Annotated in this window: 23 protein-coding genes; 8 read left to right on the top strand and 15 right to left on the bottom strand. The window is 52.5% G+C overall.

The window, feature by feature from the left end:
• Nucleotides 1-104 precede the first annotated feature (104 nt).
• The 4 genes from ABIE10_RS08460 (at nucleotide 105) to ABIE10_RS08445 (ending at nucleotide 4596) form a co-directional block, all read left to right on the top strand.
• Nucleotides 105-1346: an MFS transporter gene (locus ABIE10_RS08460; RefSeq protein WP_429155284.1), complete on the top strand. Its 1242-nt coding sequence runs from the start codon at nucleotides 105-107 to the stop codon at nucleotides 1344-1346.
• 15 nt (nucleotides 1347-1361) lie between these two features.
• Nucleotides 1362-2390 carry a sugar phosphate isomerase/epimerase family protein gene (locus ABIE10_RS08455; RefSeq protein WP_429155282.1) on the top strand — a complete coding sequence of 343 codons (1029 nt, stop codon included), beginning with the start codon at nucleotides 1362-1364 and terminating at the stop codon, nucleotides 2388-2390.
• The gene (locus tag ABIE10_RS08450; RefSeq protein WP_049282473.1) at nucleotides 2387-3538 is read left to right on the top strand and encodes a Gfo/Idh/MocA family protein; all 1152 of its coding nucleotides are present in this window, start codon (nucleotides 2387-2389) and stop codon (nucleotides 3536-3538) included. Before ABIE10_RS08455 ends, ABIE10_RS08450 begins: the two co-directional genes overlap by 4 nt.
• Nucleotides 3539-3615: 77 nt before the next feature.
• Entirely contained in the window at nucleotides 3616-4596 is a 981-nt protein-coding gene (locus tag ABIE10_RS08445; protein WP_016152169.1) for a LacI family DNA-binding transcriptional regulator, read from the top strand.
• A 3-nt stretch (nucleotides 4597-4599) separates the two neighbouring features.
• Here ABIE10_RS08445 and ABIE10_RS08440 read toward each other — a convergent pair whose 3' ends face one another.
• The 4 genes from ABIE10_RS08440 to ABIE10_RS08425 all read right to left on the bottom strand — a co-directional run bounded on the left by ABIE10_RS08440 (nucleotide 4600) and on the right by ABIE10_RS08425 (nucleotide 7631).
• Nucleotides 4600-5844 (bottom strand): mechanosensitive ion channel family protein, encoded by a 1245-nt coding sequence (locus ABIE10_RS08440; RefSeq protein WP_016152170.1) that lies wholly within the window; start codon nucleotides 5842-5844, stop codon nucleotides 4600-4602.
• A 64-nt stretch (nucleotides 5845-5908) separates the two neighbouring features.
• Nucleotides 5909-6562: an oxygen-insensitive NAD(P)H nitroreductase gene (gene nfsB, locus ABIE10_RS08435; protein ID WP_200051393.1), complete on the bottom strand. Its 654-nt coding sequence runs from the start codon at nucleotides 6560-6562 to the stop codon at nucleotides 5909-5911.
• A 119-nt stretch (nucleotides 6563-6681) separates the two neighbouring features.
• Nucleotides 6682-7050: an MmcQ/YjbR family DNA-binding protein gene (locus tag ABIE10_RS08430; RefSeq protein ID WP_016152172.1), complete on the bottom strand. Its 369-nt coding sequence runs from the start codon at nucleotides 7048-7050 to the stop codon at nucleotides 6682-6684.
• Nucleotides 7050-7631: a TetR/AcrR family transcriptional regulator gene (locus ABIE10_RS08425; protein ID WP_016152173.1), complete on the bottom strand. Its 582-nt coding sequence runs from the start codon at nucleotides 7629-7631 to the stop codon at nucleotides 7050-7052. The genes ABIE10_RS08430 and ABIE10_RS08425 overlap by 1 nt, the downstream gene beginning before the upstream one ends.
• Before the next feature lie 189 nt (nucleotides 7632-7820).
• Here ABIE10_RS08425 and ABIE10_RS08420 point away from each other — a divergent pair, with 189 nt between their 5' ends.
• The gene (locus ABIE10_RS08420; protein WP_429155278.1) at nucleotides 7821-8933 is read left to right on the top strand and encodes an MBL fold metallo-hydrolase; all 1113 of its coding nucleotides are present in this window, start codon (nucleotides 7821-7823) and stop codon (nucleotides 8931-8933) included.
• Nucleotides 8934-8950: 17 nt separating this feature from the next.
• Complete coding sequence (locus ABIE10_RS08415) at nucleotides 8951-9292, top strand: RamA family antibiotic efflux transcriptional regulator (protein WP_003021996.1); 342 nt, start codon at nucleotides 8951-8953, stop codon at nucleotides 9290-9292.
• Between the two features lie 21 nt (nucleotides 9293-9313).
• Here the strand turns inward: ABIE10_RS08415 and ABIE10_RS08410 are convergent, their stop codons facing one another.
• Together ABIE10_RS08410 and ABIE10_RS08405 are read right to left on the bottom strand one after the other, a co-directional pair.
• The gene (locus ABIE10_RS08410) at nucleotides 9314-9562 is read right to left on the bottom strand and encodes a DUF1158 domain-containing protein (RefSeq protein WP_016152175.1); all 249 of its coding nucleotides are present in this window, start codon (nucleotides 9560-9562) and stop codon (nucleotides 9314-9316) included.
• Between the two features lie 66 nt (nucleotides 9563-9628).
• Nucleotides 9629-10747, bottom strand: a complete 1119-nt coding sequence (locus tag ABIE10_RS08405; RefSeq protein ID WP_429155276.1) for a YbdK family carboxylate-amine ligase — start codon at nucleotides 10745-10747, stop codon at nucleotides 9629-9631.
• Between the two features lie 169 nt (nucleotides 10748-10916).
• On the opposite strand from ABIE10_RS08405, the gene ABIE10_RS08400 reads away from it, so the two are divergent.
• A complete protein-coding gene (locus tag ABIE10_RS08400) occupies nucleotides 10917-11621 on the top strand; it encodes a GNAT family N-acetyltransferase (RefSeq protein WP_065554207.1) in 705 nt (234 codons plus the stop codon).
• 75 nt (nucleotides 11622-11696) lie between these two features.
• Here the strand turns inward: ABIE10_RS08400 and ABIE10_RS08395 are convergent, their stop codons facing one another.
• Genes ABIE10_RS08395 through ABIE10_RS08380 form a run of 4 tightly spaced genes read right to left on the bottom strand, consistent with a single transcriptional unit; the run spans nucleotide 11697 to nucleotide 16464 of the window.
• Entirely contained in the window at nucleotides 11697-13205 is a 1509-nt protein-coding gene (locus tag ABIE10_RS08395) for an FGGY family carbohydrate kinase (protein ID WP_429155274.1), read from the bottom strand.
• 32 nt (nucleotides 13206-13237) lie between these two features.
• Nucleotides 13238-14656 (bottom strand): L-fucose/L-arabinose isomerase family protein, encoded by a 1419-nt coding sequence (locus ABIE10_RS08390; protein WP_047358063.1) that lies wholly within the window; start codon nucleotides 14654-14656, stop codon nucleotides 13238-13240.
• 37 nt (nucleotides 14657-14693) lie between these two features.
• Nucleotides 14694-15641 (bottom strand): transketolase family protein, encoded by a 948-nt coding sequence (locus ABIE10_RS08385; protein WP_016152180.1) that lies wholly within the window; start codon nucleotides 15639-15641, stop codon nucleotides 14694-14696.
• Entirely contained in the window at nucleotides 15634-16464 is an 831-nt protein-coding gene (locus tag ABIE10_RS08380) for a transketolase (RefSeq protein WP_016152181.1), read from the bottom strand. The genes ABIE10_RS08385 and ABIE10_RS08380 overlap by 8 nt, the downstream gene beginning before the upstream one ends.
• Nucleotides 16465-16780: 316 nt before the next feature.
• On the opposite strand from ABIE10_RS08380, the gene ABIE10_RS08375 reads away from it, so the two are divergent.
• The gene (locus ABIE10_RS08375) at nucleotides 16781-17731 is read left to right on the top strand and encodes a sugar-binding transcriptional regulator (protein WP_047358065.1); all 951 of its coding nucleotides are present in this window, start codon (nucleotides 16781-16783) and stop codon (nucleotides 17729-17731) included.
• Nucleotides 17732-17812: 81 nt separating this feature from the next.
• Here the strand turns inward: ABIE10_RS08375 and ABIE10_RS08370 are convergent, their stop codons facing one another.
• The 5 genes from ABIE10_RS08370 to entD form a co-directional block, all read right to left on the bottom strand.
• Entirely contained in the window at nucleotides 17813-18901 is a 1089-nt protein-coding gene (locus ABIE10_RS08370; RefSeq protein ID WP_016152183.1) for an ABC transporter permease, read from the bottom strand.
• 1 nt (nucleotide 18902) lies between these two features.
• Nucleotides 18903-20429: a sugar ABC transporter ATP-binding protein gene (locus ABIE10_RS08365; RefSeq protein ID WP_176443253.1), complete on the bottom strand. Its 1527-nt coding sequence runs from the start codon at nucleotides 20427-20429 to the stop codon at nucleotides 18903-18905.
• Nucleotides 20429-21037: a DUF2291 family protein gene (locus ABIE10_RS08360; protein WP_016152185.1), complete on the bottom strand. Its 609-nt coding sequence runs from the start codon at nucleotides 21035-21037 to the stop codon at nucleotides 20429-20431. Before ABIE10_RS08360 ends, ABIE10_RS08365 begins: the two co-directional genes overlap by 1 nt.
• Before the next feature lie 11 nt (nucleotides 21038-21048).
• A complete protein-coding gene (locus tag ABIE10_RS08355) occupies nucleotides 21049-21990 on the bottom strand; it encodes a D-ribose ABC transporter substrate-binding protein (protein WP_016152186.1) in 942 nt (313 codons plus the stop codon).
• Nucleotides 21991-22107: 117 nt separating this feature from the next.
• A complete protein-coding gene (gene entD / locus ABIE10_RS08350) occupies nucleotides 22108-22770 on the bottom strand; it encodes an enterobactin synthase subunit EntD (RefSeq protein WP_141874952.1) in 663 nt (220 codons plus the stop codon).
• Between the last annotated feature and the right edge of the window lie 24 nt (nucleotides 22771-22794).

Genomic DNA, 22794 nt, shown 5'->3' with positions numbered 1-22794 from the left:
CTCTCGCAATTTTGCCATTGCTGGCAGGATCTTTATTTTGTAATCGATTACTTTTTTATTGAATCTATTTTGTAATCGATTACTTTTTAAAGGTGAGGCAAAAAATGGTGTCAACAACCGAAAGTAGTGGAAAACAGAACGTACAGTACCGGCTGCTGGTACCCCGGCTGTCGCTAATGATGTTCTTACAGTTCTTTATCTGGGGAAGTTGGTCCGTCACGCTGGGGCTGGTGATGAGCCAGCACAACATGTCGCTGCTGATTGGCGATGCGTTTTCAGCCGGGCCCATTGCCTCTATTCTGTCGCCGTTCGTCTTAGGGATACTGGTAGACCGCTTCTTTGCCTCGCAAAAGGTGATGGCGGTGATGCACCTTGCAGGCGCGGCGATCCTCTGGTTTGTTCCGCAGGCATTGGTGGCGCAAAACGGTGCGCTGTTGATTGGTCTGCTGTTTGGCTACACATTGTGCTACATGCCAACGCTGGCGCTTACCAACAACATTGCTTTTCATAGCCTGTCGGATAAAGACAAAACTTTCCCGGTGGTGCGGGTGTTTGGCACCATTGGCTGGATTGTCGCGGGGATTTTTATCGGCGTAACCGGAATCTCGGATACTACCGGCATCTTTACGCTGGCGGCGGTTATTTCTGTGATTCTGGCGCTCTACAGCCTGACGTTGCCCAACACGCCAGCACCGGCGAAAGGACTGCCGGTAAAAGTGCGCGATCTGTTTTGTGCGGATGCTTTCGCCTTACTCAAGGTTCGTCACTTTTTTGTCTTCTCGCTCTGCGCGACGCTTATTTCTGTACCGTTGGGAACCTATTACGCATATACCGCGTCGTTTCTGGCTGATGCGGGCGTTAGCGATGTCAGTACGGCGATGTCGTTTGGTCAGATGTCTGAAATTTTCTTCATGCTGGTGATCCCGTTCCTGTTCAGGCGTCTGGGCGTGAAATACATGTTGTTAATCGGGATGTGCGCCTGGTTTGTGCGCTACGCATTCTTTGCCCTCGGCATCAGCGAAGAGGGCCGATTCCTGCTGTATCTCGGCATTCTGCTGCACGGCGTGTGCTACGACTTCTTCTTCGTGGTCGGCTTTATTTACACCGATCGTATCGCCGGGGAGAAAGTTAAAGGTCAGGCGCAAAGCATGATCGTGATGTTTACCTATGGGATCGGTATGCTGCTTGGTTCGCAAATTTCAGGCGCACTTTACAACCGTCTGGTGGCGGGACAAACGGTGCCTCAGGCGTGGACCACATTCTGGTGGATCCCGGCAGTGGCTGCCGCAGTGATTGCCGTGATTTTCCTTTTCTCTTTCAAGTATGACGACAAAGAGCAGGCGTAATTTTCAGGAGGGGTTATGAAAACCATCAAGGGGCCTGGCATTTTTCTGGCGCAATTTATCGGGGATCGTCCCCCATTTAACACCCTGGAAGGCGTGGCAAAATGGGCGGCGGAGCTGGGCTATAAGGCATTACAAATCCCGTGTAATCACAAGTCTTTGTTTGATGTCGAACAAGCAGCCAGAAGTCAGGCCTATTGTGATGATATTCGTGGGATGCTGGCCGGGCATGGGCTGGTGATTAGCGAACTATCTACCCATCTTGAAGGCCAACTGGTTGCCGTCCATCCGGCTTACGATGACGCTTTTGACGGATTTGCTCCGCCATCTGTACGCGCTAATCCGCAGGCCAGGCAGGCGTGGGCCGTCGAAACCCTCCACCAGGCCGCTGCGGCTTCGCAAAGGCTGGGGCTGACGGCGCATGCTACGTTTTCAGGTTCGCTCGCCTGGCCCTTCTTTTATCCGTGGCCACCGCATAACCGTCAGCGCTTCGAAGAGACTTTTCTGGAGCTGGCTCGCCGCTGGAGACCCATTCTCGATCGCTTTGATCATCATGGGGTGGATGTTTGCTTTGAAATCCATCCCGGTGAAGATCTGCACGATGGCGTAACGTTCGAGCGCTTTCTGGCACTGGTTAATCATCATCCTCGCTGCAACATTCTCTATGACCCGAGCCATCTGTTATTGCAGCAGATGGATTACCTTGGGTTTATCGATGTTTACCACTCGCGCATTAAAGCGTTTCACGTCAAGGACGCTGAGTACCATGCCAGTAGCCGCAGTGGTGTCTATGGCGGTTATCAGCCGTGGCTCGATCGCGCTGGGCGTTTCCGTTCCCTGGGGGACGGTCAGGTCGATTTCAAAACCATCTTCAGCAAGCTCACACAATATGATTTCCCTGGCTGGGCGGTACTGGAATGGGAGTGTTGCCTGAAAGACGCGCAAACCGGGGCGCGTGAAGGGAGCGATTTTATACGCCGCCACATTATTCCGGTTTCTTCACGCGCATTTGATGATTTCGCCGCTGGCGATGAGGTACGCAAATGATACAGGTTGGCATTATTGGCAGCGGTTTTATTGGGCCTGCACATATCGAGGCGTTGCGTCGACTCGGCGGTGTGAACGTGGTGGCGCTCTGCGATAGCTCGCTGGCGGTTGCCCAGGAACGTGCAGATGCTCTTCATATTCCTCAGGCGTACGGCAGCGTTGAGGCGCTGCTGGCGCATCCCGGGCTGCAGGTGGTGCATAACTGTACGCCGAATCATCTGCATGCCGACATCAATCGGCAGATTTTACGCGCGGGTCTGCACGTGTTTTCAGAAAAGCCGCTGTGTATGACGCCTGATGAGGCTCGTGAACTGGAAACGCTGGCGGAGCAGGTAGGAGTGGTGCACGGCGTGAGCTTTGTCTATCGTCAGTTTGCGATGGTACAACAGGCTGCCAGCATGGTCAGGCGCGGTAGCGTGGGGCGTCTGTTTGCCGTCCAGGGGAGCTATTTGCAGGACTGGATGCTGCTGGAAACTGACTACAACTGGCGGGTCGATGCCAAACAGGGCGGCAACTCACGGGCGGTAGCGGATATCGGTTCCCACTGGTGTGACACGGTGCAATTCGTCACTGGAAAACGTATTGTCGAGGTGATGGCCGATCTGGCTATCGTCTGGCCGGTACGAAAAGCCAGCATCGCCAGTAACGCTACGTTTGGCCAGCAAACGGCTGACCTGCAATTTGAGGATAAAGCGGTGACGACGGAAGATTGTGGATCGGTGCTGGTACGTTTTGACGATGGTAGCAAAGGCTGCTTTAGCGTTTCACAGGTGAGTGCCGGGCGCAAGAATCACCTGAGCTTTGAAATTAACGGTAGCCAGAGTTCACTGCACTGGGATCAGGAAACGCCGCAACAGCTTTGGATCGGGCACCGTCAGCAGGCGAACCAGATCCTGACCGATGACCCAGGATTGATGAATGCGGATGTTGCTGCCAGTGCGCACTTTCCGGGTGGGCATATTGAGGGCTGGCCGGATGCGTTCAAGAATATGATGCAGCAGTTCTATCAGGCGGTGCAGGCAGGCAAAATGCCCGCGACGGCTGAGCGTCGATTTGCGTCATTTTCTGATGGTGCGGATGTGATGTATATCATTGATGCGATTATAAAAAGCCATCAGCAGCAGCGCTGGGTATCAGTGCAGCGCTAAACACGCACCCGGTTCGCCGGGCAGTGATTTTATGGTAGCCTCAACGTAAAGCCTAAACCGCAGGACTTGTCGTCGTTATGTCTATTCAAAAAATCGCCCAGCTTGCCGGTGTGTCGGTGGCGACGGTATCGCGTGTGCTGAATCACAGTGATACCGTCAAAGCCAAAAATCGCGAGCGCGTGCTACAGGCTATTAAAGAAAGCAATTATCAGCCCAACCTGCTGGCTCGTCAGCTGCGTACGGCACGCAGTTCGATGATTCTGGTGATGGTTTCCAACATTGCCAACCCTTTTTGTGCAGAGGTTGTTAAAGGCATTGAAGAAGAGGCGGAAAAGAATGGCTATCGCATTTTGCTGTGTAATTCCGGCTCGGATACCGCCCGCTCAAAATCGGCGCTAAAGCTGCTGTCGGGGAAAATCGTCGATGGCATTATCACCATGGATGCATTCTCAAAATTACCGGAACTGACCACGCTGATTGGCGACGCTCCCTGGGTTCAGTGCGCGGAATATGCTGATAAAGGCGCGGTTTCCTGCGTAGGGATTAACGATGTTGACGCTGCGCAGTCGGTAATATCTCACCTGGTGGAAAAGGGCTATCGACGCATTGCGCTAATCAATCATGATCTGAGTTATAAATACGCCCGGTTGCGCGAACGTGGCTATAAAGCGGCGCTGCATGCGCTGTCGCTTGAGTATCAGGCCGTAGAATACGCCAGCGAATTAAGTTCCAGCGCAGGAATTGCGGCGATGAAAACATTGCTTGCCGCAGAGGTGAAACCCGACGCGGTGTTTGCCGTATCGGACACGCTGGCCGCTGGCGCGATGCGTGCTATTCTCAATGCCGGATTACAGATCCCGCAGGATATCGCCGTCGTGGGATTCGACGGTACGGAACTGGCAGAAATGGTTTCCCCACAGCTTTCGACCATTGAGCAGCCCTCGCGGGATATAGGCCGCAAAGCGGTAGGATTGCTGCTGAATAAAATAGAAAATCCTGACGCGCAGACGGAAAGGGTGATGATGGACTGGCGCTATATTTCACGCGCCAGTACCTGAGCGTTAGCGTTGAAACGCGCCTGACAGTGCGCGAATATCATTTCCGGTGGGCGACTGATGAATGCGCAAGCCAAATTCTTCGATCACGGCGAATATATGGTCGAAAATATCAGCCTGAATACTTTCATATTCCAGCCAGACCACCGTATTGGTAAAAGCATAAATTTCGATCGGTAAACCGTGATCGTCTGGCGCAAGCTGGCGCACCATTAACGTCATATCTTTGCGAATCCGCGGATGATGACGCAAATATTCGTTCAGATAGGCGCGGAAGGTGCCAATATTCGTCATTCGACGGTGGTTTAATACCGATTCAGGCGCATCTAACTGCTGATTCCACTCGTCAATTTCCTGATGACGCGTGGTCAAATACGGTTTCAGCAGGTGCGCTTTATGCAGCCGCTGACGCTCATCCTCATCAAGAAAATGAATGCTGGTAGCATCAATGCTGATGCTGCGTTTAATGCGTCGCCCACCGGAAGCCGACATCCCACTCCAGTTTTTAAAAGAGTCCGATACCAGTGACCAGGTTGGGATAGTGGTGATGGTGTTATCCCAGTTGCGCACTTTTACGGTGGTTAAGCCAATATCAATCACCGCGCCATCTGCGCCGTATTTAGGCATTTCCAGCCAGTCACCCAACTTCAACATATCGTTGGCTGAAAGCTGTATTCCGGCCACCAGCCCGAGGATCGGATCTTTAAACACCAGCATTAACACGGCGGCCATGGCACCCAGACCGCTTATCAATATTGCCGGTGACTGACCAATCAGCAGGGAAATCATCAATATTCCGACGACAATAGCGCTGATGAGCTTGATGCCCTGAAATATGCCTTTTAGCGGCAATTGCGATGCGGCAGGGAATTTTTGCGACAGATTGAGAATGACGTCCAGCAGGGAAAACAAGGACAACAGGGCGTACATCATGATCCACAGCTGTGCGCAGGTTACTAATATTTCTGCTGCTTCACTGCCTTTCTGTAACCAGAGTGCGGCCTGTATATTGACAATGATACCCTGCAGGGTGAATGCCAGCCGATGAAATAACTTGTTCTGCGTGATGATTTGTAGCCACAGGCGGGAGCTGGCGTTGGCGCGCTTTTCAAATGCGCGTAATACCACCCAATGCAAAATAACGTGAACAATAATGGCGGTGATAAAAATAATGCCAAAAATCATCACCAGTGAGGTGGTGTGATTTATTTCAATGCCGAGTTCTTCTACCTGAGATATCAATTCCTGCATAACGTCTCCTTAATAAACAGCGGTCTATGATGACCGCTGTGTAGAGCTTATGCAAATGCGGGGATTAAACTTCCGTCAGTGTTGTTTCCAGCGGCAGACGAGATTTTGGCAGCGCGGCGTTGAAATCTTCTACGCTGTGATGACCCACCGGGACCACAACTACGCTGGTGAAACCTTTTTCTTTCAGGCCAAATTCTGCATCCATCACCGCCGCATCGAAGCCTTCGATCGGCACCGCATCCAGACCCATCGCCGCCACGCCCAGCAGGAAGTTACCGACGTTCAGATACACCTGTTTTGCCATCCAGTGGTTGTCATCTTTCAGCTCTTTGCGATGCATGTCGGCAAAGAAGGTACGGCCTTTGTGGTTTGCGGCTTTGGCTTCAGGGGTGGCGAAACGGCCATCGCGCTCTTCTTGATCCACCACGCGCTCCAGCCAGGCATCGTCCATCGCCGTTTTGGCGCAGAACACCACGACGTGGGAAGCATCCAGCATTTTACGTTCGTTGAATACAAAACCGCCGGCTGCGGATTTCGCTACGCGCGCTTTACCTTCGTCAGTGCTGGCAACGATAAAGTGCCACGGCTGAGAGTTGGTGCTGGACGGACTAAACTGCAGCAGCGTTTTTAATTTTTCGGCCTGCTCAGCGGTCAGTTTTCTATTCGGATCGAATGCCTTAGTGGAGTAACGTTTTAAGGCGACAGAAACAATATCCATAACTACTCCTGGTGATTTTTCATACCCTGCGGGTGCGTTTTGTTTCAGCAGGGTACAGGGTTAGCAAGAAAAAGATAAGACAGGAAAATGCAAAAACACTTATCGGAGTTAACGATAAATCAACCTGGACGCAGGCGTTTTTGATCCCGCTTCGCCAGGCCGTCTACGACGCGATGCCATGAATCATTTACCAACTCCGTCAGTAATGACTCGGTAATGTCGTCGCCTGGGTAGACCGATATCCAGTGCTTTTTATTCATGTGATAGCCGGGTTCAATGCTGGGGTAGATCTGCTGATTTAACAGTGACTTTTGCGGATCGGCTTTCAGGTTAACCAGCGGGCGTCCGCGAAGCTCTGAGACCAGCATAAAAATTTTGCCGCCGACTTTGAAGACATCGTATTCCGGGCCGAATGGCCAGCAGTGCTCGGTAAAAGGCAGTTCGAGCGCAAGGCGCTTTGCACAGGCATGTAAGGTCTGGCCGTCCATTATTTTTCCTCACGGGTGAGTGCGCGCCACATCGCCTCAAATCCCATCGAAATATATTCTTTTGCGCGAGCCGCGTCGCGGGCGGCGAACTCCATGGTGGTCTCTGCCAGAGAAAGAAACAGCGCGTCGCCAAAGGCGCGATACTCGTCAGACATAAACTCAGGTCGTACGGAGCGATGACAAAGATCGCGCAGTTCCGGGAACATATCGTCAGCCTGCTGTTCCGTTTCTTTGCTGATTTTCTCGCTGACGGCCAACTGGCGAATCGTGCGATGCCCGCAGGTATGGTTCAGGCCCCAGCTAATGTAGCTGTTCCAGATGTAGTGAGTCATGGTTTTGGCATCGGTCACCGATCGATCCAAATTTGCCATCATCGACTGACAAAGGTCTTGCTTCAAAAAGAGGTAAAGCTCGTTGATCAAATCATCTTTGGTCGCGAAATAGCGAAACAACGTCCCCTCCGCAACCCCTGCATTGCGGGCTATCACGGCGGTAGATGCCGCAATGCCTGATTGTGCAAATGCTGTGGTTGCAGCTTCCAGTAATGCCAGTTTTTTGTCTTCACTCTTCGGACGAGCCACTACACTTTACCCTTAAGTCTGTAAAAAACATGATTGAATCACGGCCTTTGCAGCACCGCAACGGCGAATGTCAAAGATTGAAAATCATCTTGACGGCGAACTTTCGATTTCTATAATGAGTGCTTACTCACTCATAATCAAGAGTCAGTCGCGCAAACCAGCGGAAAGGGGCGCGTTTAAGGTCAGGATATGAAGCGTCTCACAGTTTGTGTGGTTGTTATTATGCTTATTGCCGCAGCTGCAAGTTTACCGTTTGTACTCAATGCCGGGTTTGGTCAGGCCCCGCAAGGGGCACAACTGAGTTTGGTTGAACAGTCACCTCACTATCGTGATGGACAGTTTCATAACCAGGTGCCGACACCGGGCTATACCGGCAACAAAGGCATGCTGGCGGCCTGGTGGGAATTTCTGGTCGCTAAGCGTGATAATGCGCGCCCGGCGCAGCCGTTACCGCTGGTGGCAACCGATCTCGCCGGACTTTCGCCACAACAGGATACTCTGGTCTGGCTCGGCCACTCCTCATGGTATTTGCAGCTGGCGGGTCAACGTATCCTGATTGATCCGGTATTTAGCAATTATGCCGCGCCGTTTTCATTCCTGAACAAAGCCTTTGCCGGGGATTATCCGTGGACTGCGCAGACGATGCCGGAGATCGATCTGCTCATTATCTCGCACGATCACTATGACCATCTGGATCTCGCCACTATCAAGGCGTTAATGCCGAAAATTAAGCGGGTGATTACGCCGCTCGGCGTAGGGTCGCATCTGCGTTACTGGGGGATGCGCAGCGAGATAATCGAAGAGCGGGACTGGAATCAGTCCGTCAGAGTGACGGATTCGCTGATCGTTCATGTGCTGCCTGCTCGTCATTTTTCGGGGCGCGGTATCAAGCGCAACCAGACGCTATGGGCGAGCTTCATGTTCGAAACGCCGGAGCAGAACGTTTATTACAGCGGAGATTCCGGCTATGGACCGCATTTTAAAGCCATCGGTGAGCAGTTTGGCTCGGTTGATTTGGCGATTATGGAGAACGGTCAATATGACCAGGACTGGAAGTTTATTCACATGATGCCAGAAGAGACGGCGCTGGCCGCGGCCGATCTGCATGCGAAAGCCGTGTTGCCAGGGCATGCCGGCCGTTTCGTTCTGGCGAAACATACCTGGGATGATCCCTACAAACGACTGGCGCTTGCCAGCCGTCGTCAGGATTACCGACTACTGACGCCAATGCTGGGTGAACCGGTAATACTGTCCGAACCGGACCAACCGTTTACGGCCTGGTGGCAACAGGCGACTCAATGAATACAGGGGAGAGCATGATGACGATTTCTGCTCAGGTCATTGATACGATTGTTGAATGGATTGATGATAATTTGAATCAACCATTGCGCATTGATGATATTGCACGCCATGCGGGATATTCCAAATGGCACCTGCAGCGTCTTTTTATGCAGTACAAAGGTGAAAGCCTCGGGCGCTACATCCGCGAGCGTAAGCTGCTATTGGCGGCGCGCGATCTACGCGATACCGACCAGAAAGTGTATGACATCTGTTTGAAATACGGATTCGATTCGCAGCAGACCTTTACGCGAATTTTCACCCGTACGTTCAGCCAGCCGCCGGGCGCGTATCGCAAAGAAAATCATAGCCGAACGCATTAACGGCAAAGGGTTCTCGCGGGCCTAATCCGCCAGCGAGAACCAGCGCCGCCAGATAAAACGCAGTACAAAATATTCAATCACCCCCAGCAGTAAAAACCACAGACAAAACAGTAAAGTATAAAATTGGTTGAGATCCATTAGATGAAAGGTGGCGACGAGTTTTTGCGCCAGCACAATGCCCAGTGAGGGGGCGGGCAGCAGCAGGCAAGACAAAAAAGCCAGCAGCAGGATCCCTGCGGCGGTCATCAGTGATTCAAGCGGGTGTTTCATGGCATTGTTAAACTTGAGTTAAAAAGCCATTGTCCGGGATCTCTGTGGGCAACGCAAACGCCACGCTTACAGCCCGGCCCAAATCTCACAATGTTTTTTCACCAGACCGCTTAGTGATCCGCCATCGGCGACAAAATCACGCATGCTCTGCGCTTCATCATGACCATTTTTAACCTGCAGACGTAAGGATTTAATCGCGCTGGTCGCGCCCACTTTGTCCGCAGAAGCGGCGACATTCTCCAGTAGCCGTAGCGTGTCATCTGACAGGCGGTGCCCATCGCCAGTATTGACGTCGGTGATGATTCCCGCCATGCCAAAGCGGCAGGCCTGGAAACGGTTAAATTTATACAGCAGGTAATCACGCTCCTGGTGCTTGAATGGCCGTTTAGTGAGCAACCAGTGGGCGGTAGCCTGAATAAGTCCCGCCATATTGACTGCGTGTTCAAGGGTTAGCGGAGTGTCCATGACGCGAACCTCTACCGTACCAAAGTGCGGGCTGGGGCGGATATCCCAGTGTAAATCTTTAATGCTATCAATCATGCTGGTGTAAGCCAGTCGACGAAATAACCCCTCAAATTCCTGCCAGTTATTCACCCACGGCATCGGGCCATTATCGGGAAATCCAGAGAAAATATTCAGCCGCGCGCAGGCAAACCGCGTGTCGGACGTTTGCATATAAGGTGAGGCGGCAGAGAGCGCAATAAAATGGGGAACAAATCGCGACAGGCCGTGCAGGAGGTAAATAGCATCATCGCCGTTTACACAGCCGATATGCACATGTTGGCCGAATACCGTCGCCTGCTGAATAAGATAGCCAAAATTTTCCAGGTTGCGCCGATAGCGTTCGTCATCGCAGACTTCCTGACGTTGCCATTTTTGAAACGGATGCGTACCGCCGCCACAGATGGCGAGGTGATGCTCGGCAGCAACCCGTGAGATTATCTGCTGCATGGCGGATAATTCAGCACTCGCCTGGTCGATATTGCGACAAACCCCGGTCGCCATCTCCAGCATACTTTCAGTGATATCGTGCTTTACTTCTCCGGCGGTGAGCTGCGGCTTTACGGCGTCAATCAGTCGGGAAGAGTCCTGGCTCAGGTCGTAGCCCGGAGGATTGACCACCTGCATTTCCAGTTCAATGCCTAACGTAAAAGGGTCAGAAACATGAAAATCGGGTAGGGACATAGTGTTCTCTTCAGCGTTGATTTTTAATCAGTATAGACGCGTCATCTTGCAAGCTGCATATAGAAGGGCCGCTGATTTTCTGTTCGTTGTCAGAAATCCCCCCGCGATGCTTTGAAGGCGAAATGGCCGGTGTTATAACTATTTTTTACTTCGCAACAGGGGTTGAATCGTGCCGGAAATTAATCTTTATGGACAGACCGTCGGCGATATTGTGCCTGACTGGAATGGTGCCGCCGTACTGCCGCGGGAAGAACTTGCAGGGCAATATTGTCGACTGGTTCCCCTGGATGCCGACAGCCATGCCGCCGATCTGTTTGATGCTTACGCGCAGGCGCCAGACGATCGCGACTGGACCTGGCTTGCAAGTTCTCGCCCCACGAGCGTTGAGGCCACAGCTTGCTGGGTAGAGGGCAAATCCACGGATGCATCTCTGGTTCCCTATGCTGTCATTGAACAGCGTTCCGGTCGTGCGGTGGGACTGGTGTGCTTTATGGCGATCGAACAGGAGCATGGTTCGGTTGAAATTGGTCATGTGACCTGGTCACCGCGCATGAAAAATACGGTACTCGGCACCGAAAGCATCTGGCTGTTGCTGCGCCAGGCGTTTGCGTTGGGCTATCGTCGCGTGGAGTGGAAATGTGACTCTCTGAACACGGCTTCCCGTCGGGCGGCGGAGCGCCTTGGGTTTATCTTCGAAGGACGTTTTCGCCAGAAGATTGTGCGCAAGGGGCGTAATCGCGACAGCGACTGGTTATCGATGATTGATAGCGAATGGCCCCAGTGCGACGCTGTTTTGCAGCGCTGGCTGGCTGCCGATAACTTCGATGAAAAAGGGCAGCAACGCCGATCGCTGGCGGCGTGTCAGCAACAGTAGCTCGCTTTTGAAGAATTAACAGTGCGCCCACAGTCAGTTATGGCTGCGGGCGCATTTATCATTAGCGTTGATTTATTAACGGGTTTGCCAACGGGTGCGTTCGACGGCTCCTTGCCATTCATGCCAGCGTTTTTGCAATCTCCCATGGCGCGCCATGTTTGGCTGGAACGATACGTGATCGGGCAGATAATCTCGCAACTGGCTGGTAGATGCACCTTGCAGCTTCTTGCGTGCCAGCAATCCGGCACCGATAGCGGAAAGTTCAGGGATATCGCTGCGCATCACCGGACAGCCCAATAAATCGGCTTGATACTGCATTAGCCAGTCATTTTTTGTTGGCCCGCCATCAACCATTAACGCGCTGAGCCGAAAACCGTTGTGCTGGCGCATCGCTAAAACAACATCGGCAATCTGATAGGTAATCGACTCCAGTGCCGCACGTACCAGATGTGCGCGTTTCACTCCGCGGCTGAGACCGTGAATCAACCCCCGGGCATCTTCATCCCACCAGGGCGCGCCCAGCCCGGTAAGGGCCGGAACAAAATAGACGCCCAGCGTGGAGTCAACCGTGGCGGGCAGCGTATTGAGCTCATGAAGCAGTTGCTCTTCCGGTAATTCGCTAAGACCTGTGCTATCGGCCATCCATGCGACGGCATCTCCCGTATGCGGAATATTACCTTCCAGCCCGTAGACCAGGGTGTCACCGTCATGCCAGGCAATGGTCGTTGCCAGCGCGCTCACCTCGGACTGCGCCGAGAATACGGGTGCCATAATGGAAGATCCGGTGCCATAGGTCGCTTTGACGCAGCCTTCCATACCCAGCCCATGGGCAAAAAGCGCAGCATGTGAGTCGCCAATCATCGCCAGAATAGGGATTCCATCAGGTATCCTCTCCAGACCTTTTGTTACGCCAAAATGGTGGCTGGAAGGGCAAACTTCGGGTAACGCCTGCTGCGGAATACCGAATAGAGCCAACATCTCGCTATCCCATTGTCCACTGTTGAGATTGAGCAACTGCGTGCGTGAAGCGTTGGAGATGTCGCAACGAAATTCCTCGCCATGCGTTAAGTTCCACAGTAACCAGCTATCGATGGTCCCGAGACATATTTCCCCTTGCTGTGCGAGCGTCATACCGTTGGGAACTGATTCCAGCAGCCAGCGCATTTTAGAGGCGGAAAAGAGTGGGGCAACGGGTAATCCGGTGATGGATTTTATGTACGCCTCGTGTCCCTGTTCACGTAATGCACGACAACAATCGGCCGTGCGCGAACATTGCCAGGTGATAGCAGGGCCGAGAGGGCGACCGCTGGCACGATACCAGCCTATCGCCGTTTCACGTTGATTGCTGATCGCCAGCGCTGCGACGCGTTGTGCGCCGACGCAGGTAATGGCTTGTGCCACAACATCCAGCGATGCGTCCAGAAGTGCATCACCTGACTGTTCAACCCAGCCTTCACGGGGCGTGTGGATCGCCAGCGCGCGGGAGAACTTCGCGACCACGTTTCCCTGACCATCCAGCGCTACGGCTTTGGCATTGGTGGTGCCTTCATCAAGCGCAATAATAATGTCTTTTTGTGCTGACATTGTTTTCTCCAGCCCTTCGGTTTCCCTGAGTATTAGCGATGGAAAAAGGTATCCACCCCGAGATAGCGGGTGAAAGCTTCATGCAGTACCTCTGCGCTGGCGGAATGGTTCATTGCCACGTGATGCTCAAAGCCATTACGACAAATCCAGGCCAGTAGGTTCTCCAGATGAGGCACCTGGATTACCGCTCGGCAGCCGACAGTGTCCAGCGGATCGTCAACCGATAGCCCTTCACCGACGTAGGCTTTGATTTCACCGGTTAAATCGTCGGTACTCAGGCGGAAGTAGGTCAAGGCACCGCTTTTCATACGACCGTGAACTGCACCGCAGGTGTTCTCTTTACCGACGGTGGTACCGATGATATCCGCCGTCCCCATCTTTGGGCTGTCCAGACTGGCTGATGCGAAATTACCGCAGTGAAAAAGAACACATTTATCACGATCGTCGCCGAAATTATTGTTCCAGTCGGCAATGGATGCTGGACTTAAGTTGCTGCTGGCGAGGGCGTACATTGACAACGCGCCCATCACATCCACTTCGCAGGCACTGGGCATTAACTGCCCGGACATCACGCTCATGATTGAGCACACGTTGATGCCTAAATTTTCCTGCAGCGAGGTCCAGCACTGGATGGCAGTCGTATCAATATCATTAGCGATGACCCATTCGCTGATAACGACAAACAGTTTTGCCATGGTGACCAGTTTGTCGGCTGGAATGGCGCTGGCGTCGGCGTTATCCATCAACAGGCGGCGTTTTTCATCCACCCGGATATCGTCGTCGCGCAGTCGTTTGATGCGGGTAAATACTTCAGACAGATCCAGTGTTTCGACGGCAATACCCAGTCTTTCGAGCAATTTTTCGCTGTAACGGACGGTATTAAACCCGGCTGGACGTGCGCCGATAGCGCCGACGCGAACTCCGCGCATGCTGGCGACCACGCGACAGATTTGTTCGAAACGTTTCAGGTCTTGTGCAAACACCTCGCCTGACAGGTCGCAGACATGCTGGGTGGTTAGCGTAAACGGTATACCGTACTGGCGCATGTTATTGCACAGGGAGATCTTGCCGCAGAAGCTGTCACGGCGAGTGGCAAGCCCCATTTTATCCAGGTTGTCTTCCTGCGCCTGGATCAGAACCGGGACATCTAAACCGGAAAGTCGCAGCGTTTCCGCTATCGCTTTTTCATCGCCAAAGTTCGGCAGTAGTACCACCACACCGTGAATCTTGTCGCGGTGAGCGCGGAAAAGTTCAGCACAAACTTTCGCATCCTGACGGGTTTCAACACCGCCGAGTTCTGTCTGCGTTTCGTTGAGCATTATGGTGTTAATGCCCAGCCGTTCAAAGAGCACGCTGGCTTGTTCGCGGGCTTCAGCAACCAGATAGCTCGGGAAAAATCCCCGATTGCCAATAATCACCGCCATGGTCAACTGATGAGGAATTCGTGACATCGCTTTCTCCAGTAAGTGTTCTGTTGTTGTTATTGTTTTATCGTGTTGCCAGCAACAGTGCGGTGGCGTTTTTCACGACACCCGCCGCGTCAATTTCATGGTGCGCGCGCGTTGCTGCACGATCGGCTGCGATTGCATATTGGCCATCGGCAATCCCCAATCTACGCAGTGGAATGGCACAGCCAGCTTCTGCCAGCACTTCAGCCACCAGACTTCCCACGCCGCCATTAATGTTATGTTCTTCCACGCTAACCACTGCCTTGCAGTGGGTTAAAGCCGCCAGTAACTGTTGGGTATTGCAGGGACGAATTGACGGTACACTGATTACGCTGGCGTCAATACCCGCCTGTTCCAGCACTGTGGCAGCCTCGACAATTTCATGCACAGTTGAGCCCATTGCCACCAGTGCGACATCTTTTCCTTTGCGCAAAATATCGATATTACCCGGCGCGAACTGGTAGTTTTCATCGTGTAATTCGGGTAAGGCTTTGCCATCCAGGCGAATATAAACCGGACCTATGTGGCTTAAGGCGTAGTCGAGAATCTGTCGGCATTCCACCGGACAGGACGGGGCGTAAATCTCAATATTGCCAAAACCGCGTAGCACGGAAATATCATCAATGCTGTGGTGTGTACTGGCGAGCGGGCCGTAGCTGGCCCCTGCGTTCAGGCCAATCAACTTCACGTTGGTATTGTTGTAGCAAATATCGACTTTAATTTGCTCATTGGCCCGAGAAATCAAGAAGGGCGCAGCGTTACAGGTGACGGCGATTTTACCGCCCAGCGCCAGTCCGGCAGCAGCACCGACCAACGTCTGTTCGGCAATACCCACGTTGACCAGACGACCGGGAAATTCCTTCATAAATGGGGCGATTTTTGCTGTTGATGTTGAGTCAGCCACCACCGGCACAACATCCATTCCACGTTTGACCGCGGCAATTAACGTGTTCACCATGACGGTGGCGAGGTGTTCGCTATTACGCATCTTTCAGTTCCTCCAGCGCCAGTTCAACTTCTTCTCCTTTTGGCACGCGGTGGTGCCATTCCGGGCGGCCCTGGATAAAAGAGATCCCAGCTCCTTTGGTGGTGTGTGCAATGACGACATATGGCTTGCCTTCAGGGGTTAATCCTTCCAGCGTGCGCACCACATCGCTCATATCGTTCCCGCGACACTCTGTGACTTGCATACCGAAGGCTCGCCATTTTTCATCCAGCGGATCGGTGTTCATGATCTCTTTGGTTGATCCGGCAAGCTGGAGGTTATTTTTGTCGTTGATGATAATCAGGTTATCCAGTTTATAGTGGGCAGCGACCAGTGCTGCTTCCCAGTTGCTGCCTTCGGCCAGTTCACCATCACCGGTGACGACAAACACCCGGCGTTTGCTGTTGCTGCGTTTAGCCGCCAGCGCAATCCCTACTGCAACCGGCAGACCGTGACCAAGAGCTCCGGTATTCAATTCAATTCCTGGCGTTTTATGTTTTACCGGATGCCCCGGCAGATGCGAATCAGCGTGTTGATAGGTCGCCAGCCAGTCCACAGGAATAAAACCGGCTTCTGCCAAGACACAGTAGTAACCGCCCACAGCGTGACCTTTTGACTGGATGTAGATATCGCGCTCGTCGCTCTCTTTAATCTCCGGGGAGCAATTCAGGATACGAAAATAGAGTGCTGTCAGCAGTTCAACCTGCGACAGGTCTGCGCCAGTGTGCCCGCCAGCCGGGCTTTCAGCATTCAACACGATAATGCGGCGACGCACGGCACGTGCTTTCTTTTCTAGCTCTGGTATTGAGAGCGAAAACGGATTCATAAGACACCTCTTGAATGTTTAATCTTGAATGAATAAATATTCCATGTGAGTGCAGTAGTGCAACTGTCTCTCTACCCACTACGTAATCTGCAGATAAAACAGTCAGTCGTTATTGGTTAGAATAAATATTCACTACTGATTTATTATTCATGATTAAAGATATGCCTTGTCTGGCGGTTTGTCTACGGCTTGTGCCACCAAATTTTGGAGAAAAGAGAAAAGGATCACACTAACGTGATAACTGGAAAGGTACTGATGACTTGTTATCTATTCAGGTATGAATAAAAATAACAGGCAGTTTATCAGGGGGAATGCCATGTCAAAGCAGGATGAACAGCGGTTGCTGGTTAAGATTGCCACGCTTTACTACGCCGAAAATAAAAAACAGTCTGAAATCGCCACGCTGCTGCATTTGTCGCAGTCCTTTGTCTCCCGTGCTTTAACGCGTTGTCAGAAAGAAGGGCTGGTGAAAATCACCGTCGTACAGCCGACCAATATCTTTGTGGCGCTGGAAAAAGCCATTGAAGAGCAGTTTGGTATTCGTCAGGCGATTGTCGTGGATGTCGGTGACAACCCCAGCAATACGCAAATTAAGCATGCTATTGGCAGCGCGGCGGCGCATTACGTTGAAACCCGCTTGCGAGCCGAGGACCTGGTTGGAATTTCCTCCTGGAGTAGCACCATTCGCTGTATGGTCGATGAGATGCACCCGCAAAATATCCGTGCGGCGGGTGTGATCCAACTGCTGGGCGGCGTAGGGCCGAATGGTAACGTGCAGGCCACGATTCTTACGCAACAGTTGGCAGCGCACCTCGGCTGTCCGGCCTGGCTGCTGCCTTCACAAAGTATTGAGCATTCGGTTGAAGAGCGTACACGGTTGGTTAACAGCCCTGACGTTGCCGCGGTGGTTGAAAAGTTCGCTGAAGTGGATGTGGCAATTGTCGGTATTGGCGAACTGGAGCCTTCTCAATTGCTGAAAAACTCAGGCAACTACTACAACGAAGAAATGTTGCGACTGCTCGCCGAGCGCGGCGCAGTAGGCGATATCTGTCTGCATTATTACGATGCAGCAGGCAACCCGGTACTCAGCCATGAGGAAGACCCGGTCATCGGAATGGAGCTTTCGCAGATCCGGGAGTGTAACCACGTGATTGCTTTGGCTGGTGGTGTGGAAAAACAGAATGCGATACGCGGGGCATTGCAGGGGAATTATATTGACGTATTGATCACCGACTACCCGACAGCCCGCAGTCTGGTGAAAGGGTGATGTCACGGTGAGTTAAACAATTGACAGCCCCAGGAGGTTCCTGAGCTGTCTGGTTGTGCATATCAGACTTTTCAGAGGGGATTACTGGCTTTCCATCGCCGCCTTTTGTGCTACCACCGCGGCTTTTTGCTGCATCCGGTTTTGCATCTGGTCGATGATGACCGCGACGATAATCACGATACCTTTAATCACCATTTGCCAGAACTCGCTGACGCCCATCATCACCAGACCATCGGCCAGAAAACCGATAACGAAAGCGCCAATCAGCGTGCCTAAAATCGTGCCCCGTCCACCGGCCAGTGACGTACCGCCGAGAACCACTGCGGCAATGGCGTTCATCTCAAATGCCGTACCGTTGGCCGGATGGCTGGCGGAAAGCTGTGCCGAGACCACAATTCCAGCAATCGCGGCACACAGTCCGGATAGGGTATACACCCAGATTTTCACCTGTTTTACTTTTACCCCTGACAGCTCAGCAGCGCGTTCGTTATCCCCGATGGCGTAAACGTGGCGACCAAAAGGTAGACGACGAGCGACGTAAGCAATGACCAGTGCCAGCACAATCATCATCCAGATGGCCCACGGAATCCCAAACAGTGTACCGGCACCAATCTCATCAAAACCGGTATTGCCGAGCTGCGGATTGCCGGAAAGCCCGGGAAAGGTTTGCCCATCGGAGGTCAGCATCGCCGCCCCGCGCAAAACGTACATGGTTCCGAGCGTACAAATAAACGGTGCGACGTTATAGTGGGTGATGATCCAACCATTTGCCGCGCCAATCAGCCCACCAATCAACAAGACGACAGGCACAATCACCCAGACGCTGGGGAAAATTGCGATGCCGAACATTGGCAATACAATGCCTTTAGTGATTAGCCATCCCGCGACCATGCCGCACAGCCCAAGCGTAGCGCCAATTGAGAGATCAATCCCGGCGGTAATAATGACAAACGTGATCCCCAGCGCCAGAAAGGCGTTAATGGCGATATGCTTGATCATAATGACCATGCTGCCGCCAGAGAGAAATCCCGGTACGGTGAAGGCAAAGAACCCGACGATTAAAAACAGTGCAATAAAAGTGCGCAGTTTTAGGATTAGTAGCAGGATATTTTCCCGAGAGAAGGCGACTGTGGATCGAGGCGCGATGGCGGCAGATTGTAGTGTTTTCATATCAGAACCCCTGAGCACTTGCGGTTACCAGCGCCGATTCTTCGGCACGATCGCGGGCGATATCGGCAGTTAGCTTGCCGCCGGACATCACCAGAATGCGGTCAGAAACCGCCATAATTTCTTTTAAATCTGAGGTGGAGAAGACCACAGCAATACCCTGCTGGGAAAGCTGGACCATCATGCGGAACACATCGGCTTTCGCCCCGACATCGATGCCGCGTGTGGGTTCGTCAAGAAATAGAATTTTGGGATTGGTGAGCAGAGAGCGACCAATCACCACTTTTTGCTGGTTCCCCCCGCTCAGCGCCTGAATTTCAACCTCTGGCGAGGAGACTTTTATCGACAGATTGCCAATTGTGCTGGCGACCACGGCCTCTTCATCTTTGCGGGCAATGGCAAAGCCACGTTGCAGACGCCGCCAAAGGCTGGCAATGGTCAGATTGGTGGCGACGGATGAAATGGGGAAAATCCCTGTGCGCTTGCGATCCTCCGGCACCAGACTCATTCCCATACGGATGCGATCGGCGGTGGTTAAGCGCTGCGGGACCGGTTTGCTGTCGAGCCACAGTTTTCCGAGGTAGTTGCGCTCAGTACCTAACAAGCACTCGAACAATTCGGTTCGCCCAGCCCCCATAAGTCCATAGATACCGACAATTTCACCGGCATGAACGTTAAAGGTGACGTCATTGACGACTGCGCTGCCAGCGGTATTCACGCAGGTGATATGTTCAGCTTCCAGAACCGGAGCTCCAAACGTGCGGCCGGGTTCGAGAAAGTTGCTTACCGGATCACTGCCCAACATCTCGCGCACAATCCACGGGACATCGATGTCGCTAACCTTGGCTTCGGCTTGAAATTTACCATCGCGTAAAATAGTGATCACATCGCCAATTGCCATCAATTCTTCGAGGCGATGGGAGATATAGATTATCGACACGCCCTGGCGAGTAAGTTCACGGATCACGCGAAACAGAATCTCGACTTCAGTTTTACTGAGCGCTGAGGTGGGTTCATCAAGAATCAGGATATCTGCATCTTCAGCCAGTGCTTTGGCGATTTCGACCAGCTGTTGCTGCCCTACTTTGAGATTGCCAACCAGGTCGCGCGGTGATATCGGCTGATCGAGCCGGGTTAATAATTCCGCGGTGCGTTTCTCTTGCTCGGCCTCATTAATGGGAGCCATGCCTTTTTGAATCTCCCGACCGAGGAAAATGTTTTCCGCGACGGAGAGGTTCTCAAACAGGTTTAGCTCCTGATGCACCATACCAATTCCATGTGCCGCAGCATCCCGGGTGCTGGCAAAGCGCACGGGATTTCCATTGAGCGACATCTCACCGCTACTGGGTTGCTGAACGCCAGCGAGGATCTTCATCAACGTCGATTTCCCCGCACCATTCTCACCAATAATCACATTCACCTTGCCACGCCAGACCTGATAATCGACGCTGTCCAGCGCAATTGTGCCGGGAAACAGCATTGAAATGGCATGCGTGCGCAGGATGATGTCATCAGCTGAGGTATTGCGCATTAGTGAGCCTCCTGTTCCAGCGTCAGTGCTGCTGCGTTTTCCGCTTTTCCAGCATTCAACGTCACGGCGAACAGCACCGTGGCAGTTTTCCCTTGCCAGCTAGTGTCTACGGCGGGTAACTGTTTCGCCGCTTCACGATTATAAGCCCGTGACAGTTGGGCAAACTGAACCTGGTTAGTAAAATCTTCAAACTTGAAACCACTGGCATCGCGAATAGCATTGCCACGCATTACCGGGCCAATCTGAATCGTGACGGGCATATCATTGACCCTCACCACGATGGTGTGCTCTCGCCCATTGGTGGTGTCGACGCTATCAATCTGGCTGGTCAGGCGTACAAACACGCTTTCGGGAGCGGGTGAGGGGGCCTTCAGGCGAGTGGTCAGCGCTGAAGCATCCAGAACATGTTGCTGTGCCGCTTCCAGGACGCGGGATTGCCAGGTTTGTTGCGCGATCTGATCGGGAGTCTGGTTGTCGAAACTGGCTTTGGCCTGAGGATCGGCCGGGATAATTGGTTTGCCGTTTTCGTCGAGGTCAACTACCGTACAGGCCGTCAGCAACAGGGTGGCGCATCCAACCAGCGCGGCACCCCATTGTGTTAACGACATAGTGCCTCCGCTTAGTGGCTCAGGTTGAACTTGTTCAGCTTGCTGGCATTGGTTTCGTCAATCAGCACGCAATCCATGAGCTGTTTTTCTTCTTTCTGGGCTTTGCCGTTTTTCAGATAGTAATCCGCCTGCTCAACAGCCATTTGTGCCTGCTGCCAGCCGGGCTGCAGTACTGTCGCTTTAATATTGCTTTTATTAATGATTGAATCGCGGGTGTAGTCGCTGCCATCAAAACCGACCACGATGACATTATTTTTCCCCGCCGCTTTTAGTGCGGCTTCTGCACCCAGCGCCATAGTATCGTTACCTGAGATCACGCCTACGATATCTGGGTTGGTTTGTAGAATGGCTTCCATTCGGGTAAAGGCTTCGGTTTGGCTCCAGTTTGCCGTCTGCTGGGCTACCATTTTCATGTCCGGATAGTCATCGAGTACATCGTGATACCCCTGCGAGCGTACATGGGCGTTGGTGTCGGATTGACGTCCCAGCAGTTCAACGTACTTCCCTTTTCCGTCCAGTAACCTGGCGAACTTCTCTGCGCCGAGCTGTGCGCCTTGATAGTTATTCGACACGATTTGCGCCACCGCGATGCCGGTTTTATTGATTTCGCGATCGATAAGAAAAGCAGCTACACCCGCTGCTTTGGCTTTTTCCAGCGGCCCTACGGTGGCATCTGCACCCGCATTATCGAGAATGATCGCTTTCGCTTTACGAGCAATAGCAGTCTCAATCAGTTGGTTTTGTTTATTGACGTCATCATCATGAGAGGCAACCAGCGTGGCGTATCCCAGCTCTTTTGCTTTGGCGACTGCACCGTCGGCTTCGGCTTTAAAAAACGGGTTATCGTGAGAAGGGGTAATAATCGCAATCAGTCCGTTGTCGGCAGCATACAGCGAACCCGATGTGGTAAGGATCGAGGCCAGTAATACGGATTTAATCAAGGTCTTGTTCATCTCTTTCTCCACTTTGAATATTTATTCAAATATGATTTATTATTCAAGTTAACGATAAGTCGAGATAATCGAACTGTCTACGATTTGCGCAGCTAATTTCTTAAAAAGAGAAAAGGATCACGATCCTGATGGTGAGGATGGAAATAGCGTCACGATATTTTTATCACGCTGAAACCAATGAACGTTAACTTCTTGATTGCCGAGGTTTGCCGAAAATGACGACATGATTTGTAATGTTAATTGCTGAGTCGTGAGTGCGGTGATTTTTGCGCTGGTGAAACCTGGTAGCCCCGATGCCTGATTGGAAAACGCCTTATACAGGCTCTCCTTTGCGCTGAATACCAGGGTTAAGGCGAGCGGAAAGGGCAGGCAGGCATGCTGTAAAATCTGATGTTCGTGGTTATCAATAATGCCATCAGCCAGCTCAACTGCGGTTTGTGGTGTAAAAATAGCTTCTATATCCAGCCCAATGGGATGCGTTGATACGACCGCCAGCGCCGTTGTTGCGCTATGGCTGATGCTGCCAAACAGATCCTGCGGCCACAATGGTTGGCGTTGCACACCGATGCCGGGCACGGTTTTGTGGCCAAATTCACGCAGTGCGTGTACTGCGGCAATACGCCCCGCTAAGTGCTCAGCTTTACGCTTACGCCCACTGGAGTGGAGCTGAGTGTGGTGGGGAAGCCAGAGCAGGTCGTGCTCATGGAAAGTGTCGGGATCAAATTCGACAATGTGCAGCATATGATCTGCGAAAGGGAGCGGGATGTGCGTTGTGTGCATGATTTCTTACGGTTTCCCTCTCCC

This window comes from Citrobacter sp. 506, assembly GCF_050434985.1.
In the GTDB taxonomy this organism is placed as follows: domain Bacteria; phylum Pseudomonadota; class Gammaproteobacteria; order Enterobacterales; family Enterobacteriaceae; genus Citrobacter; species Citrobacter braakii.
Note: the sequence above shows the minus strand (reverse complement) of the source record. Positions and strands in the feature narration are given on the sequence as shown.

Bases quoted from the DNA above. Each gene is read 5' to 3' on its own strand.
- ABIE10_RS08460 (WP_429155284.1), top strand. From the start codon at position 105: ATGGTGTCAACAACCGAAAGTAGTGGAAAACAGAACGTACAGTACCGG.
- ABIE10_RS08455 (WP_429155282.1), top strand. From the start codon at position 1,362: ATGAAAACCATCAAGGGGCCTGGCATTTTTCTGGCGCAATTTATCGGG.
- ABIE10_RS08450 (WP_049282473.1), top strand. From the start codon at position 2,387: ATGATACAGGTTGGCATTATTGGCAGCGGTTTTATTGGGCCTGCACAT.
- ABIE10_RS08445 (WP_016152169.1), top strand. From the start codon at position 3,616: ATGTCTATTCAAAAAATCGCCCAGCTTGCCGGTGTGTCGGTGGCGACG.
- ABIE10_RS08440 (WP_016152170.1), bottom strand. From the start codon at position 5,844: ATGCAGGAATTGATATCTCAGGTAGAAGAACTCGGCATTGAAATAAAT.
- nfsB (WP_200051393.1), bottom strand. From the start codon at position 6,562: ATGGATATTGTTTCTGTCGCCTTAAAACGTTACTCCACTAAGGCATTC.
- ABIE10_RS08430 (WP_016152172.1), bottom strand. From the start codon at position 7,050: ATGGACGGCCAGACCTTACATGCCTGTGCAAAGCGCCTTGCGCTCGAA.
- ABIE10_RS08420 (WP_429155278.1), top strand. From the start codon at position 7,821: ATGAAGCGTCTCACAGTTTGTGTGGTTGTTATTATGCTTATTGCCGCA.
- ABIE10_RS08415 (WP_003021996.1), top strand. From the start codon at position 8,951: ATGACGATTTCTGCTCAGGTCATTGATACGATTGTTGAATGGATTGAT.
- ABIE10_RS08410 (WP_016152175.1), bottom strand. From the start codon at position 9,562: ATGAAACACCCGCTTGAATCACTGATGACCGCCGCAGGGATCCTGCTG.
- ABIE10_RS08405 (WP_429155276.1), bottom strand. From the start codon at position 10,747: ATGTCCCTACCCGATTTTCATGTTTCTGACCCTTTTACGTTAGGCATT.
- ABIE10_RS08395 (WP_429155274.1), bottom strand. From the start codon at position 13,205: ATGTCAGCACAAAAAGACATTATTATTGCGCTTGATGAAGGCACCACC.
- ABIE10_RS08390 (WP_047358063.1), bottom strand. From the start codon at position 14,656: ATGTCACGAATTCCTCATCAGTTGACCATGGCGGTGATTATTGGCAAT.
- ABIE10_RS08385 (WP_016152180.1), bottom strand. From the start codon at position 15,641: ATGCGTAATAGCGAACACCTCGCCACCGTCATGGTGAACACGTTAATT.
- ABIE10_RS08380 (WP_016152181.1), bottom strand. From the start codon at position 16,464: ATGAATCCGTTTTCGCTCTCAATACCAGAGCTAGAAAAGAAAGCACGT.
- ABIE10_RS08375 (WP_047358065.1), top strand. From the start codon at position 16,781: ATGTCAAAGCAGGATGAACAGCGGTTGCTGGTTAAGATTGCCACGCTT.
- ABIE10_RS08370 (WP_016152183.1), bottom strand. From the start codon at position 18,901: ATGAAAACACTACAATCTGCCGCCATCGCGCCTCGATCCACAGTCGCC.
- ABIE10_RS08365 (WP_176443253.1), bottom strand. From the start codon at position 20,429: ATGCGCAATACCTCAGCTGATGACATCATCCTGCGCACGCATGCCATT.
- ABIE10_RS08360 (WP_016152185.1), bottom strand. From the start codon at position 21,037: ATGTCGTTAACACAATGGGGTGCCGCGCTGGTTGGATGCGCCACCCTG.
- ABIE10_RS08355 (WP_016152186.1), bottom strand. From the start codon at position 21,990: ATGAACAAGACCTTGATTAAATCCGTATTACTGGCCTCGATCCTTACC.
- entD (WP_141874952.1), bottom strand. From the start codon at position 22,770: ATGCACACAACGCACATCCCGCTCCCTTTCGCAGATCATATGCTGCAC.